This is a genomic window from Pseudomonas sp. UW4 (assembly GCF_000316175.1).
In the GTDB taxonomy this organism is placed as follows: domain Bacteria; phylum Pseudomonadota; class Gammaproteobacteria; order Pseudomonadales; family Pseudomonadaceae; genus Aquipseudomonas; species Aquipseudomonas laurylsulfatiphila.
Genome location: NC_019670.1, coordinates 5,754,055 through 5,768,598, shown reverse-complemented (window position 1 = coordinate 5,768,598; position 14,544 = coordinate 5,754,055). Strand labels below are relative to the sequence as shown.

The 14,544-nt window shown below is 60.6% G+C and carries 10 protein-coding genes; 2 read left to right on the top strand and 8 right to left on the bottom strand.

Annotation, left to right across the window (positions count from 1 at the left end; genetic code table 11):
- Positions 1 to 28: 28 nt before the first annotated feature.
- From PPUTUW4_RS25645 to betI, 5 genes are all read right to left on the bottom strand, one after another.
- Positions 29 to 1,366 carry a TldD/PmbA family protein gene (locus PPUTUW4_RS25645; protein WP_015097156.1) on the bottom strand — a complete coding sequence of 446 codons (1,338 nt, stop codon included), beginning with the start codon at positions 1,364 to 1,366 and terminating at the stop codon, positions 29 to 31.
- Positions 1,366 to 2,808: a TldD/PmbA family protein gene (locus PPUTUW4_RS25640; RefSeq protein WP_015097155.1), complete on the bottom strand. Its 1,443-nt coding sequence runs from the start codon at positions 2,806 to 2,808 to the stop codon at positions 1,366 to 1,368. Before PPUTUW4_RS25640 ends, PPUTUW4_RS25645 begins: the two co-directional genes overlap by 1 nt.
- Before the next feature lie 268 nt (positions 2,809 to 3,076).
- Positions 3,077 to 4,777, bottom strand: a complete 1,701-nt coding sequence (gene betA / locus PPUTUW4_RS25635; RefSeq protein WP_015097154.1) for a choline dehydrogenase — start codon at positions 4,775 to 4,777, stop codon at positions 3,077 to 3,079.
- 180 nt (positions 4,778 to 4,957) lie between these two features.
- The gene (gene betB / locus PPUTUW4_RS25630; RefSeq protein ID WP_015097153.1) at positions 4,958 to 6,430 is read right to left on the bottom strand and encodes a betaine-aldehyde dehydrogenase; all 1,473 of its coding nucleotides are present in this window, start codon (positions 6,428 to 6,430) and stop codon (positions 4,958 to 4,960) included.
- A 60-nt stretch (positions 6,431 to 6,490) separates the two neighbouring features.
- Complete coding sequence (gene betI, locus PPUTUW4_RS25625) at positions 6,491 to 7,084, bottom strand: transcriptional regulator BetI (protein ID WP_007975486.1); 594 nt, start codon at positions 7,082 to 7,084, stop codon at positions 6,491 to 6,493.
- A gap of 381 nt (positions 7,085 to 7,465) precedes the next feature.
- On the opposite strand from betI, the gene PPUTUW4_RS25620 reads away from it, so the two are divergent.
- Positions 7,466 to 9,406 (top strand): BCCT family transporter, encoded by a 1,941-nt coding sequence (locus PPUTUW4_RS25620; RefSeq protein ID WP_227698144.1) that lies wholly within the window; start codon positions 7,466 to 7,468, stop codon positions 9,404 to 9,406.
- Positions 9,407 to 9,661: 255 nt separating this feature from the next.
- Here PPUTUW4_RS25620 and choV read toward each other — a convergent pair whose 3' ends face one another.
- The 3 genes from choV to PPUTUW4_RS25605 form a co-directional block, all read right to left on the bottom strand.
- Positions 9,662 to 10,840 (bottom strand): choline ABC transporter ATP-binding protein, encoded by a 1,179-nt coding sequence (gene choV / locus PPUTUW4_RS25615; RefSeq protein ID WP_015097151.1) that lies wholly within the window; start codon positions 10,838 to 10,840, stop codon positions 9,662 to 9,664.
- Positions 10,837 to 11,682, bottom strand: coding sequence for a choline ABC transporter permease subunit (gene choW / locus PPUTUW4_RS25610; RefSeq protein ID WP_041474967.1), 846 nt, complete (start codon positions 11,680 to 11,682; stop codon positions 10,837 to 10,839). Before choW ends, choV begins: the two co-directional genes overlap by 4 nt.
- A 77-nt stretch (positions 11,683 to 11,759) precedes the next feature.
- Positions 11,760 to 12,707: a choline ABC transporter substrate-binding protein gene (locus PPUTUW4_RS25605; RefSeq protein ID WP_015097149.1), complete on the bottom strand. Its 948-nt coding sequence runs from the start codon at positions 12,705 to 12,707 to the stop codon at positions 11,760 to 11,762.
- A 435-nt stretch (positions 12,708 to 13,142) separates the two neighbouring features.
- On the opposite strand from PPUTUW4_RS25605, the gene PPUTUW4_RS25600 reads away from it, so the two are divergent.
- Entirely contained in the window at positions 13,143 to 14,519 is a 1,377-nt protein-coding gene (locus PPUTUW4_RS25600; RefSeq protein ID WP_007995657.1) for an L-serine ammonia-lyase, read from the top strand.
- Positions 14,520 to 14,544 lie beyond the last annotated feature (25 nt).

Here is a 14,544-nt window from a genome sequence, read left to right as displayed (position 1 = left end):
TGTGGGAGCGAGCCTGCTCGCGAAGCTTTTAAAGGGTCAGGGTCAATCGGCTGACCAACGCCCCCGGCAACAACGCCGAAGCCGTCGCCCGCTGGCTGTACGTACTCGCCGACAACAACAACTCCCGTTCCGCAGTCAACGCCTCCAGCCGCGAACCGAGCAGGCTGAAGGCGCTGTCATCAAAGCGCATGGTGTTGACCGGTGCTTGAATCTCGCCGTTCTCGACCCAGAAAGTGGCGAAGCGGGTCATGCCGGTCAGGCGCGCGGCCGGTTGATCCGAAAAGTTCAGGTACCACAGATTGCTGATGTACAGCCCCGTACCCAACTGCTTGAGGATGTCCGCGTCAGGCAATGCCCCGGCTTTCATGTTCAGCGCGCTCGGGGATTCACCGCCACTGGCGCCGTTGGCGGTCAAACCGTATTCCGCGGCGCTGCGCGAACTGACCAGTTGTGCCCCGGCCTTGCCGTTGACGATCAACCCCAGGTCACTGCGCGGATAACCCTCATCGGAAAACGCCGGGCTCAGTGAGCCGCTGACTTTTTCGTCCAGCGAGACCAGCGGGCTGAATGCGCTGTCGCCACCGTAGAGCCTTTGCAGCGGGCTACTTTTGCTGGCAATCGACTGTGCCGAGAAACCACCCCAGCACAGCATGCCCATGATTTCTTCCAGCGCCGCCGGTGCCAGATAAGCGCGGTACTGGCCGGGCGCCAAAGTGCGTAGCGGCCGTCCCAGAAACTCAAGTTGCTCGCGGGCTTGCTCGAAGCGTTTGGCAAAGCCTTCGCTGTTCCAGTCCTGCCCGGCATAGCTTGCCTTTACCGCCTGGCCGTTCTCGTGGAACAGGCTGAAGTCGAAATTGAAACTGTTGGCCTGATGCCAGCCGAAGGCGCCCGAAGAACTGGCAAAACCACGACTGATCGGTCCGGCAGCGTAGAAGCCGACAAGATCCAGGCCTTCGGCGGCCTGGGTGATTTGCGCGACCACCTGTTCGGTGTCCGGCAGCGGTTGGGCCTGCACGTTGTTGCTCTGCCAGCCATTGTGGTTGAGCAGCAGATACGGGTCCGGAGGTAGCAGCGGCAAGGTGTCGCGCAGCTGTTGCAGGCCTTCGTTCAAACGTTGCAGGTCAATCTGGGGATCGCCGGCCAGAGTGATCTGCAGGTCGGCATGGCGGCCTTCGTTGATCAGTTTCAGGCCGATGCTCGCCTGCTGCACCTGACCGGCCTGACGCACCTTGGCGTGGTTGAAACGTATGAAGGCCGAGGATTCGGCGGCGTAGCTGAGGGTGAACTGTTCGGGCTCGTGAAGCGCTGCACGCAGGCTGTTGACCAGCGCCTTGAACGATGCGGACTGGCTGATTGACGGATGCATCAGGCGTCTCCTCCGAATACATCAACGTTACTGAACACGCAGGCCGGTGACGCGTGGCCGACGCGGATCACCTGGTTCGGCTCGCCCTTGCCGCAATTCGGTGTGCCGAGGACCTTGAAGGTACTGGCATCGCCGACAGCGCTGAGGCTTTTCCAGAACTGCGCGGAGATGCCCCTGTAATTGGGATTTTTTACCACGCCTTTGAGTTCGCCGTTTTCGATCAGTTGGCCCCATTCGCAGCCGAACTGGAATTTATTGCGGGCATCGTCGATCGACCAGGAACGGTTGGTCGACATCAGCACGCCGTGTTCGATACCGCCGATCAGCTGCTCGATGGACTGATCGCCCGGCTCGATGTTGAGGTTGGCCATGCGATCGATCGGCGGGCGATTCCAGCCGCAGGCGCGGCTGTTGGCGACGCCGTCCATGCCAGCACGGAATTGCGACAACGCACCACCCAGCGGGCGCAGCAACAGGCCTTCGCGGATCAGGAACTGTTTGCTGGCGGGCGTGCCGTCGTCGTCATGGCCGTAGCTGGCGAGCTCCTCGGGAATGTCCGGGTCGAAGGTCACGTTGAGCAGGCCGGAGCCGTATTGCAGCCTGCCGAAATCTTCGGCTTTGACGAAACTGGTGCCGGCGTAATTGCGCTCGTCACCCAGAATGCGGTCCAGCTCCAGCGGGTGGCCGATGGATTCGTGGATTTGCAGCATCATCTGGTCGGGCATCAGCAGCAGGTCGCGCTTGCCTTGCGGTGTGTTCGGCGCCAGCAGCAGTTGCAGCGCCTGATCAGCCACCTGGGCACCGGCACCGATCAGGCCGCAGCGGCTGATGACGTCCGCCGCGCCTTGCTGGCCGAAGTTCTCGCGACCCAGGCTGCGGGTCTGGCTGTCTTTGCCGTCGTAGGCCGTGACGTCCAGGCCAGGGTACACAAAGCGTTGGGCCTGGCGCAGTTCGGCACCGGCGCTGTTGAGGTAAATCTGCTCGACGTGAGTGATGCCGAGGCTGACCTGCCAGTTCACCAGGCGCTCGTCTCTGGGCACGGCGGCCGACTCGGCGCCGAGCAGTTGGTAGCAGTCGCTCAGGGACGGGAAGGGCTGGTCGAGGTTCGGCGAAAAGTAATCGGCGCGGTCGCTGGAAACAGCCTGTTCACGCAGGTCCAGCAAGGCATGGGGCTTGAGTCGACGGGCCTGGAGTTCGGCGCGCTCGAGGGCGGCCTGCAGGCCTTGTTGCGACAGATCGTTGGTCGCCGCATAGGCCTCGACGCCATTGACCCGCACGGTCAGCATCGCCCCTTCGTCACGGCTCAGGCTCGGCGGTTCGGCGATGTTCTTGCGCACCGACAGGTACTGCCCGGATTCGCGCACATAACGCAGGGAAAAGAATTCAGCACCCGTGCGCAAGGCAGCGAAGCGCTGCTTGAGCTGAGGGTAGAAATCGAACATTCGTGAACCTCCTGGTTATGGAGTGGCGATGGCGCGGTGCTGCGAGGGGAAGGGGTGAAACGATTGCGTGGCGCTAGATTAGGCCTGCGAGGGGGGAGGATCAAGGGTGGTGCGGTGTTGGGAGGGATTACCGGGGTGGACCGGGAGATATGTGTTGCTTGGTAAGGCCTCTTCGCGAGCAGGCTCGCTCCCACAAAGGATCTGAGTCGTTCACAGATCAAATGTGGGAGCGAGCCTGCTCGCGAATAGCCGTACCGCGGTGTAACCCTTAAGCGATCTGGCTCACTTCCCGCACCGGCTTGCCCTTCACCGGTGCATCACCGGCCACATAGTAAGTGGCTGTGCTGCGCGGCAATGGCTTGCGACCACGGATCTTGTCGGCGATTTTCTCGGCCATCATGATCGTGGGTGCGTTGAGGTTGCCGGTGGTGATGATCGGCATGATCGAGGCATCGACCACGCGCAGGCCTTGCATGCCATGCACACGACCTTCGCCATCGACCACGGCCATGTCGTCGGTGCCCATCTTGCACGAGCAGGACGGGTGGAACGCAGTTTCAGCGTGTTCGCGGATGAACTTGTCCAGTTGCTCGTCGGTTTGCACCTCGATGCCCGGACTGATCTCGCGACCACGGAAAGCGTCCAGCGCCGGCTGTTGCATGATTTCACGGGTCAGGCGGATGCCGTCGCGGAACTCCTGCCAGTCCTGCTCGGTGGCCATGTAGTTGAACAGGATGCTTGGGTGCTGGCGTGGGTCCTTGGACTTGGCCTGGATGCGTCCACGGCTTGGCGAACGCATGGAGCCCATGTGCGCCTGGAAGCCATGCTCTTTCACACCGTTGCTGCCGTTGTAGTTAATCGCTACCGGCAGGAAGTGGTACTGAATGTTCGGCCATTCGAATTCCGGACGGGTGCGGATGAAACCGCCGGCTTCGAACTGGTTGCTGGCGCCGATGCCGGTGCCGTTGAACAGCCACTCGGCACCGATGGCCGGCTGGTTGTGCAAGAGCAGCGATGGGTACAGCGAGACTGGCTGGGTGCAAGCGTATTGCAGGTACAGCTCAAGGTGATCCTGCAGGTTTTCACCGACGCCCGGCAGGTCGTGGACCACCGGAATGTCGAGCTTTTTCAGCAGCTCGGCCGGGCCGACGCCGGAGCGTTGCAGGATCTGCGGCGAAGCGATGGCGCCGGAGCACAGCAGCACTTCCTTGCGTGCTTTGACTTCAACGCGCTCTTCAGCGTCGCCGACCAGGTAACGCACGCCGACCGCACGCTTGCCTTCGAACAGGATCTTGTCGGTCAGGGCGTGGGTGACGATGGTCAGGGTCGAACGCTTCTTGGCCACGTCCAGGTATCCACGGGCGGTGGAGGCACGACGACCTTTCGGTGTCACGGTGCGGTCCATCGGGCCGAAGCCTTCCTGCTGGTAGCCGTTCAAGTCTTCGGTGCGCGGGTAACCGGCCTGCACGCCGGCTTCAACCATGGCGTGGAACAGCGGGTTGTTGCCGGCTTTCGGCGTGGTCACGCTGACCGGGCCTTCGCCACCGTGGTAGTCGTTCGGGCCGATGTCGCGGGTTTCCGCTTTCCGGAAATACGGCAGGCAGTCCAGGTACGACCAGTCTTCCAGGCCTGGCAGTTTCGCCCAGCCGTCGTAGTCCATGGCGTTGCCGCGGATGTAGCACATGCCGTTGATCAGCGAAGAACCGCCCAGGCCCTTGCCGCGACCGCACTCCATGCGACGCCCGTCCATGTGTGGCTCTGGATCGGTTTCGTAGGCCCAGTTGTAGCGACGGCCCTGCAGCGGGAACGCCAGGGCGGCCGGCATTTGTGTGCGGAAGTCGAAACGGTAGTCCGGGCCGCCGGCTTCGAGCAGCAGGACGGTGACGCCTGCGTCTTCGGTCAAGCGGGTCGCCAGGGTGTTACCGGCGGAGCCGGCACCGATGATGATGTAGTCGAATTCTTGGGACATTGAATGCACCCTCTTTGATGGTGGTCAGGTCGGGCCTCGGCGAGTGCTGCGCACTCGATTCGCGAGCAAGCCCGCTCCCACATTTGATCTCTGGTGTACACAGAATCTGTGTCCACTGGTCCCTTGTGGGAGCGGGCTTGCCCGCGAAGAGGCCCTCGCAGGCAATACAAGACTCGGGTCTTAGAACACCGAGACGTAATCGCCCAGCTCGACCTGTACCGACTTGATGCGGGTGAAGTTGTTCAGCGAGCTGATGCCGTTCTCACGGCCGACACCCGACTGCTTGTAGCCGCCAACCGGCATCTTCGCGTCGGACTCGCCCCAGGCGTTGATCCAGCAGATACCGGCTTCCAGTTGATGAATTACGCGGTGCGCGCGGTTCAGGTCACGGGTGACGATACCGGCGGCCAGGCCGAATTCGGTGTCGTTGGCGCGACGGATCACTTCTTCTTCGGTTTCGTAGGTGAGGATCGCCATCACCGGGCCAAAGATTTCTTCACGGACGATGGTCATGTCGTCGGTGCAGTCGGTGAACACGGTCGGGGCCACGAAGGCGCCTTTGGCGAATTCGCCGTCGGTCAGACGCTCGCCGCCGCACAGCAGGCGTGCACCTTCTTCCTTGCCCTTGGCGATGTAGCCCAGCACGCTTTCCATGTGGGCGAAGCTGACCAGAGGGCCGAAGTTGGTGTTTTCATCTTCCGGGTTGCCGACGCGGATGCGCGCAACGCGCTCAACGATCTTGGCTTCGAAAGCGGCTTTCAGGTGGGCCGGTACGAACACGCGGGTGCCGTTGGTGCAGACCTGGCCGGAGCTGTAGAAGTTGGCCATCATCGCGGTGTCGGCGGCGCGATCAAGGTCGGCGTCGTCACAGATGATCAGCGGCGACTTGCCGCCCAGTTCCATGGTCACGTCCTTGAGCGAAGAGCTCGAAGCGCTGGCCATGACTTTCTTGCCGGTGTCGGTGCCGCCGGTGAACGATACCTTCTCGATGCGCGGGTGCTCGGTCAGCCAGGTGCCGACTTCACGGCCGCTGCCGGTCAGGACGTTGAACACGCCGTTTGGCACGCCGGCTTCGGTGTAGATCTCGGCCAGTTTCAGGGTGGTCAGCGAGGTGACTTCGCTTGGCTTGAAGATCATCGCGTTACCGGCCGCCAGGGCTGGCGCGGATTTCCACAGGGCGATCTGGATCGGGTAGTTCCACGCGCCGATACCGGCCACAACGCCCAGCGGCTCGCGACGGGTGTAGACGAACGATGTGGTGCGCAGCGGAATCTGCTCGCCTTCGATGGCCGGAACCAGGCCTGCGTAGTACTCCAGCACATCAGCGCCGGTGACGATGTCGACGTAGCGGGTTTCGGAGTACGACTTGCCGGTGTCCAGGGTTTCCAGGGCGGCCAGTTCGTCGTTGCGCTCACGCAGGATTTCCACGGCGCGACGCAGGATGCGCGAACGCTCCATGGCGGTCATGGCGGCCCAGATTTTCTGGCCCTTTTCGGCGCTGACGACGGCGCGCTCGACGTCATCGAAGGTGGCACGTTGTACTTTTGCGAGGACTTCACCGTTAGCCGGGTTGATGGCTTCGAAAGTGGCGTCGCTGCTGGCGTCAGAGTAAGCGCCATCGATGTAGAGTTTTTGCAATTCGAAACGGGCCATAAAGTCCTCGCAAGTGCATCAGTGATTGGCGCGGTCCGGTGGTTGAGCGTTCTGTGTGCTCTAACTCACCTGCTTGGCCAGTTGGAAATCCATGTATTCGTAAGCGATCTGGTGCGCCTGCCCGGTGTCGAAAGCATCTCCCGACAGCGCGCCGCGCAACCACAAACCGTCAATGAGGGCTGCCAGGCCACGAGCTGCACTGCGCGCATCGTCGAGCGGCAGTACGCGGCGGAACTGGCAGCACAGGTTGGAATACAGACGGTGATCGTTGATCCGCTGCAACCTGTGCAAAGACGGGTGGTGCATGCTGGTGGCCCAGAAGGCCAGCCAGGTTTTCATTGCCGGGCCATTGACCTGGCTGGCGTCGAAGTTGCCTTCGATGATCACCTGCAGATGCGCCCGCGGGCTTGCATCTGTCAGCGCCTGACGGCGCGCGGTGACGTTCTCGCTGAGGACACTCATCAGGTACTGCGCCGTGGCAGCGATCAGGCCGTTCTTGTCCTGAAAGTAATGACTGATGATGCCATTCGAGACACCGGCCAAACGGGCGATCAGCGCAATGCTGGCGTCCCCCATTCCGACCTGATCGACCGCCAGCAATGTGGCTTCGATCAACTGCTGGCGACGGATGGGTTGCATACCGACCTTGGGCATCTTGCACATCTCCTTAGGCCTTCCGGTAGACGTCAAACGACTACCGGCTTGAAGGCCAGTCTATTTTGTTTTGATTGAACGTTCAATCAACAAAGAATAAGATCTGCGACAAATCGTCGCTGCCTACAGATTTTCCCAACATGTAGCGGCGGAAAAAATGACTTCCGAAATTGCTCGAAACCTACGCGCTGTGGCGCTCCAGGGGTTTCGGGCTTTTTTCGGGGTGTCTTTATATCACCCGCCGGTCGGCTGCCCACTAACCGATTGGTCGGGTAACTCGTTTGCCTTGCGTTCTTCTCTCGCACTGCCCGGAGCATCTGTGCCATGAGTTCTGCCTCGCTAATAAAGACCCCACCGCAGAAGGTGTCGGTCAACGGTTGGGTGTTCTACACCTCTACCGCGTTGATTCTGTTGTTGACCGCCATTCTGATCATCGCCCCGCAAGAGGCCGGCAGAATGCTGGGTACGGCGCAAGCCTGGTTGTCCCGCAGCTTCGGCTGGTACTACATGGTGGTGATTGCCGCCTATCTGATTTTCGTCGTCGGCCTGGCGTTTTCGTCCTACGGCAAACTCAAGCTGGGCAGCAAGGACGACACCCCGGACTTCAGCTACGGCGCCTGGGCGGGGATGCTGTTCTCCTCGGGTATCGGCATCTCGTTGTTGTATTTCGGCGCGTCCGAACCGCTGGACCACTACTTCAATCCGCCGGAAGGCGTGGCCGGCAGCAACCTCGCGGCACGTCAGGCAGTACAACTGACGTTCCTGCATTGGGGCTTGCACGGCTGGGCGATTTACGCGCTGGTCGGTTTGGCGGTGGCGTACTTTGCCTACCGCCATAACCAGCCGCTGGCGTTGCGTTCGGCGCTGTATCCGCTGGTGGGTGAGCGTTGGGTCAAGGGCGCGGCCGGTCACGCGGTGGACGGCTTCGGCATGTTCGTGACCCTGCTGGGTCTGGTGACAAACCTGGGGATCGGTTCGCTGCAAGTGTCGTCGGGTCTTGAAAACCTGTTCGGCATGGAGCACAGCAACACCAACCTGCTGATCGTGATCATTGTGATGAGCACCGTGGCGACCATCGCCGCTGTGTCGGGCGTGGAAAACGGCATCCGTCGTCTGTCCAACCTGAACATTGTGCTGTTCAGCGGCCTGCTGATTTTCGTCCTGCTGTTCGGCCCGACCCTGCACCTGCTCAACGGCTTCGTGCAGAACGTCGGCGATTACCTGAACGGCGTGGTGCTGAAGACCTTCGACCTCTATGTGTATGAAGGCGACACCGAGAAGTCCGACCGCTGGTTGGGCCTGTGGACCCTGTTCTACTGGGCCTGGTGGATTTCCTGGGCACCATTCGTGGGCATGTTCATCGCACGTATTTCCCGTGGTCGCACGGTGCGTGAAATGGTGGCCGGCGTACTGCTGATTCCGCTGGGCTTCACCCTGGCGTGGCTGTCGATCTTCGGTAACTCGGCCCTGGACCTGGTGATGAACCATGGGGCGGTGGAGCTTGGAAAGACGGCGCTGGAACAGCCATCCATGGCGATCTACCAGTTGCTTGAGCATTACCCGGCGTCGAAGGTGGTGATCGGCGTATCGATTTTCGTTGGTTTCGTGCTGTTCCTGACCCCGGCGGATTCCGGCGCGGTGATGATGGCCAACCTGTCGTGCAAGGGCGGTACCGTCGATGAAGACGCGCCGCACTGGCTGCGGATCTTCTGGTCGGTGGTGATCACCCTGGTGACCATCGGCCTGCTGTTCGCCGGTAACTTCGAAGCCATGCAAACCATGGTGGTACTGGCTGGTCTGCCGTTCTCGGTGGTGCTGGTGTTCTTCATGTTCGGCTTGCACAAGGCCATGCGCCAGGACGTGCAGATCGAACAGGAGCAAGCGCAGTTGGCGGCACGCGGTCGTCGTGGTTTCAGCGAGCGCTTGACCCAGCTGGACCTGCAGCCGAGCCAGTCGGTGGTGCAGCGCTTCATGGACAAGCAAGTGAGCCCGGCGCTGGAAGATGCGACGGCGCAAATGCGTGCTCAAGGCCTGCAGGTTCAGACGCTGCTGGGCAAGTCCAAGCGTTGCATGGGCGTGCGCGTCGAGATGGAAGAGGGCAACCCGTTTGTCTACGAAGTCAGCCTGGACGGTTACCTGGCCACACCGACTGAATCGGCACAGTCCGATGAGGCGCGTCAGCGTTTCTATCGCGCCGAGGTTTACCTGCATAACGGTAGCCAGGACTACGACTTGATGGGGTTCACTCAAGATCAGATCACCCGTGACGTGCTCGATCAGTTTGAAAGCCATCGGCAGCTGCTTGGCCGGGTTTATAGCTAAAGCTTGGGTCTGCGGTGTGCGGAATGCACCGCAATCCCTGTGGGAGCGAGCTTGCTCGCGATAGCGGAGGGACAGTCAACACTCATGTTGAATGTTAAGCCCTCATCGCGAGCAAGCTCGCTCCCACAGGTTGTTCACCGTACATATGGGAGCGGGGTCGCCCGCGAAGGGGGCATCAGCATCAACGCTGCATTACCCGATACCCCATAAACAAAAACGCCGCGATTCTCTCGCGGCGTTTTTGCATCTGTTGCCTTACCCCAGGTTCTTGCCGAGCAGTGCGTGATACAGCTCGCTGTCGCCCAGAATCCCCACCACCTTGTTGTTGTCATGCAGCACCAGCTTGTTGCCGGTCTGATAACGAATCTGCAGCGCATCGCGCATGCCGATGTTCGAGTCCACCAGGGTTGGTCGACGACCCAGGCCTTCAACGGCCTGACCCGGTATCCAGTTCTGCAAGTCCAGCGCAGACCCGTTCTGGCGAGCGCCCTTGATGGTGTTGCCTTCAGCCAGATCCAGCCAAGAATCACCGCCTGGATCCAGGCACACCGAACCGTTGATGCGTTTGCAGTTGTCCAGGGTACGCATCAGGCTGCGGCCGCACAGTACGTTCAGCGGGTTGGTGTGGGCCACGAAGGTCCGCACGTAGTCGTCCGCCGGGTTGAGGACGATTTCTTCCGGTTTGCTGTACTGGATGATCCGGCCGTCTTTCATGATCGCGATACGGGAGCCCAGTTTCAGGGCTTCGTCGAGGTCGTGACTTACGAACACGATGGTCTTGCTCAGCTTGCGTTGCAGTTCCAGCAGTTCGTCCTGCAGACCCTGGCGGATCAGCGGGTCGAGTGCCGAGAACGGTTCGTCCATCAGCAGGATGTCGGCGTCCATCGCCAGGGCACGGGCCAGGCCCACACGTTGTTGCATACCACCGGACAGCTCGTTGGGTTTCTTGTTACGCCACTGGGTCAGGCCCACCAGCTCAAGCTTGTCGTCCACCAGTTTGCGTCGTTCCTTCTCGGGCCGACCCTGCATTTCCAGGCCGAAGCTGATGTTCTCGCGAACGGTCAGCCAAGGCATCAGGGCAAACTTCTGGAACACCATCGCGATGCGTTTGGTGCGCATCATTTTCAGTTCGGCCGGGCTGCAGGAGGCGATGTCGATCTGCTTGCCTTCGTGTTCGACGAACAACTTGCCGCGGCTGACGGTGTTCAGGCCGTTGATGCAGCGCAGCAGGCTGGACTTGCCGGAGCCGGACAAGCCCATCAGTACACAGATTTCACCTTTTTCGATATCCAGGCTGGCTTTTTCAACACCGACGATCTGCCCGGTCTTTTTCAGGATCTCGTTGCGGGTCATGCCCTGATCCAGCAGCTTGAGCGCCTCGCGTGGATCTTTGGAGAAGATAACGTCAACGTTATCGAAGCGAATAATGCTCATGCGTCACCCCCTACCTTGGCGTCGGGTTGTTTGCAGATACGGTCGAGCATGATCGCCAGCAGTACGATCGCCAGGCCTGCTTCGAAGCCCAGGGCGATATCAGCAGTGTTCAGTGCGTTGACCACCGGTTTGCCCAAACCATCGGCGCCCACCAGTGCCGCGATCACCACCATCGAAAGAGACAGCATGATGCACTGGGTGATGCCTGCCGCGATGCTTGGCATGGCGTGGGGCAGTTCGATTCGCGAGAGCAGCTGACGCCGGGAGCAGCCAAAGGCCTTGCCGGCGTCCATCAGTTCTTCCGGAACATCGCGGATACCCAGGTAGGTCAGGCGGATGGGCGCGGCAATCGCGAACACCACCGTCGAAATCAGGCCCGGGACCACACCCAGACCGAAGAGGGTCAGGGTAGGAATGAGGTACACGAAGGTCGGTACGGTCTGCATCAGATCGAGTACCGGACGCATTACAGTATAGAACATCGGCTTGTGCGCGGCGACGATGCCCAGGGGCACGCCAATGAGCACGCAGACCAGGGTGGCGAACAACACCTGGGCGAGGGTTTCCATGGTTTCCTGCCAGTACCCCAGATTGAGGATCAGCAGAAAGGAGGCAACGACAAACGCGGTCAGGCCCCATTTGCGTTGAATGAAGTGTGCCAGTAGAGCGATCAGGCCGATCAGCGCCAGCGGGTTGAACCAGGTCAGCGCAAATGTCACGCCGTGGATCATCGTTTCCAGTGTCACGGCGATTGCGTCGAAGGTGTTGGCGCCGTGTTGCGTCAACCATTCAACGAAGCCCGAGATGTACTGGCCTAGAGGTATTTTCTGATCAATCAGCATGGTAGTGAACGTCCGCATGCAAGGAAATAAACAGCCCGGACGGCGTGGGCCGTCCGGCATAAGCGATGCTCCCTAATTCAAGGCGTCAGTTTGGCTTTCACGGCCTCCAGGCCCGGTTTACCGTCAATGGTGGTCACGCCAGCGAGCCAGGTATCGAGCACCTGTGGATTCTTTTTCAGCCAGGCCTTGGCGGCCGCGTCAGGCTTCATCTTGTCGTCCAGGATGTTGCCCATCAGTTCGCTTTCCATGTCGACCGTGAACTCCAGGTTTTTCAGCAACTGACCGACGTTGCTGCATTCCTCGGCGTAGCCCTTGCGGGTGTTGGTCGCCACGGTGGCGGCGCCAAAGTCGGGGCCAAAGAAATCGTCGCCGCCGGTCAGGTATTGAATCTTGAAACGCTTGTTCATCGGGTGCGGCGCCCAGCCGAGGAAGACCACGGCGGTGTCGCGTTTCTGCGCGCGGTCGACCTGCGACAGCATGCCGGCTTCGCTGGACTCGACGACCTTGAAACCCGCGTCCTTGAGGCCGAAGGCGTTCTTGTCGATCATCGACTGGATCAGGCGGTTGCCATCGTTGCCAGGCTCGATGCCGTAGATCTTGCCGTCGAGCTCTTTCTTGAATTTGGCGATGTCGGCGAAGTCATGCAGCCCCTTGTCGTACAGCGCTTGAGGGACGGCGAGGGTGTACTTGGCACCCTTGAGGTTGGTACGCACGGTTTCCACGGTGCCGGCATCGCGGTAGGCCTTGATGTCGTTTTCCATGGTCGGCATCCAGTTCCCCAGGAACACGTCCATGTTCTTGCCATCGGCCAGCGACTTGTAGGTCACGGGCACGGAAATCATGGTGGTCTTGGTCTTGTAGCCGAGGGCGTTGAGCACGACGCTGGTCGTCGCGGTTGTCGCGGTGATGTCGGTCCAGCCGACATCGGAGAAGTTTACGGTACTGCACTGCGCCGGTTCTGCGGCTTGCGCCAGAACCGGCAGACTAAGCATGGCGGCCAACAACAACGACGGGGAACCTTTCATGGATGGACTCCTTGGTGTTTTTTTTGGCAGTGTTCCGACTGGACCACCGCACTTATAGGTTGCGGTTGGATGGCGTTCTGGAGACAGCTCTACCACGGCGCCTTGCAATCGAGTCGATACGATCATGTACCAGTGAAAATCTGACGCCTACAGGGTGCGTCGTATCCAGTACAGGGATGGTCGCATCCAGTGTCGGTGACGTCGTTTACAGATTTTTTCAGCTCTTTTTTCCCCTCTGAACCGCAAAAAAACGGCGAAAACACGGCGTAAAAGACACGCGGCGCTGGTGGGCATGAGTGCGTCGGTTAGAGACGTCGAACAACTGGATAAAAGCTTGATGATGCGGCCATCTCGGCGGATTGCAGCTTGAGCGTAGCAGCTCCGTCACCCTGCGCTTTGGCGTGCGCAGTGGGCCCATTCAGGAGTTCGGCAGTCATGGCTATCAGTGTTTTCGACCTGTTCAAAATCGGCATCGGCCCTTCCAGTTCGCACACCGTGGGGCCCATGCGGGCAGCGGCGTTGTTTGTGCAGGGCTTGCGCGAGCGGGGTCTGCTGGAACAGGTGCGGCGTGTCGAAGTCCAGCTGTTTGGCTCGTTGTCGGCCACCGGCATCGGCCACGGCAGCGACAACGCGGTGATCATGGGCCTGATGGGCGAGTGGCCGGATGCGATCGATCCGTCGCAAATCGGCATCCGTATCCAGGCACTGCGCGAAACCCACACGCTGTTGCTCGACGGTCGCCTGTCGGTGCCGTTCGTCTGGGCTCGGGACATGCGCCTGATCGACGAAAACCTGCCGTTCCACCCCAACGCCATGACCCTGATTGTCGAAGGCGATGACGGTGAATTGCATCGCGACACCTACTATTCGGTCGGCGGCGGTTTTGTCGTCGATGAGGCGCAAGCTTCCAGCGGTGTCGTGGATCTGGATCGCACCGTACTTCCTTATGACTTTTCCAGCGCCGCTGAGCTGTTGCAGCTGTGCAAGAAGCACAACCTGCGCGTGGCTGAATTAATGATGGCCAACGAGAAAGTCTGGCGCAGCGAAGAGGAAATCCGCAGCGGTCTGATGAAGCTCTGGCGCGCCATGCAGGATTGCGTCGAACAGGGCCTGAAACACGAAGGCATCCTGCCCGGCGGACTGAACGTGCGCCGCCGCGCGGCGAAGCTGCATCGCAGCCTGCAGGAGCTGAACAAACCCAACGTGATTGGCTCGACCTTGAGCGCCATGGAATGGGTCAACCTGTTCGCCCTGGCGGTCAACGAAGAAAACGCCGCCGGCGGGCGCATGGTCACGGCACCGACCAACGGCGCGGCGGGGATCATTCCGGCCGTGCTGCACTACTTCATGAAGTTCAGTGAGGCTGTGACCGACGCCAATGTCGTCGACTACTTCCTCGGTGCGGCGGCGGTGGGCATCCTGTGCAAGAAGAACGCCTCGATCTCCGGTGCCGAAGTCGGTTGTCAGGGCGAAGTCGGTTCGGCCTGCGCCATGGCGGCCGCCGGGCTGGCGGAAATCCTTGGCGCCACGCCAGAGCAACTGTGCAACGCGGCGGAAATCGGTCTGGAACACAACCTCGGCCTGACCTGCGACCCGGTGGGTGGACTGGTCCAGGTGCCGTGCATCGAGCGCAACGCGATTGCAGCAGTGAAGGCGATCAACGCTGCGCAGATGGCGTTGCGCGGCGATGGCCAGCACTTTATTTCGCTGGATCGGGTAATCCGCACCATGCGCGATACCGGTGCCGACATGCATGACAAATACAAGGAGACATCGCGGGGCGGGTTGGCGGTTAGTGCGGTGGAGTGTTGAGGGTAACGTAAGAATTACTTGGATA

What these genes read in the sequence shown, in the direction of transcription:
- PPUTUW4_RS25600 (WP_007995657.1), top strand. Translation starts at nt 13,143, where the DNA reads ATGGCTATCAGTGTTTTCGACCTGTTCAAAATCGGCATCGGCCCTTCC.
- PPUTUW4_RS25605 (WP_015097149.1), bottom strand. Translation starts at nt 12,707, where the DNA reads ATGAAAGGTTCCCCGTCGTTGTTGTTGGCCGCCATGCTTAGTCTGCCG.
- betB (WP_015097153.1), bottom strand. Translation starts at nt 6,430, where the DNA reads ATGGCCCGTTTCGAATTGCAAAAACTCTACATCGATGGCGCTTACTCT.
- PPUTUW4_RS25640 (WP_015097155.1), bottom strand. Translation starts at nt 2,808, where the DNA reads ATGTTCGATTTCTACCCTCAGCTCAAGCAGCGCTTCGCTGCCTTGCGC.
- betA (WP_015097154.1), bottom strand. Translation starts at nt 4,777, where the DNA reads ATGTCCCAAGAATTCGACTACATCATCATCGGTGCCGGCTCCGCCGGT.
- betI (WP_007975486.1), bottom strand. Translation starts at nt 7,084, where the DNA reads ATGCCCAAGGTCGGTATGCAACCCATCCGTCGCCAGCAGTTGATCGAA.
- choV (WP_015097151.1), bottom strand. Translation starts at nt 10,840, where the DNA reads ATGAGCATTATTCGCTTCGATAACGTTGACGTTATCTTCTCCAAAGAT.
- PPUTUW4_RS25645 (WP_015097156.1), bottom strand. Translation starts at nt 1,366, where the DNA reads ATGCATCCGTCAATCAGCCAGTCCGCATCGTTCAAGGCGCTGGTCAAC.
- choW (WP_041474967.1), bottom strand. Translation starts at nt 11,682, where the DNA reads ATGCTGATTGATCAGAAAATACCTCTAGGCCAGTACATCTCGGGCTTC.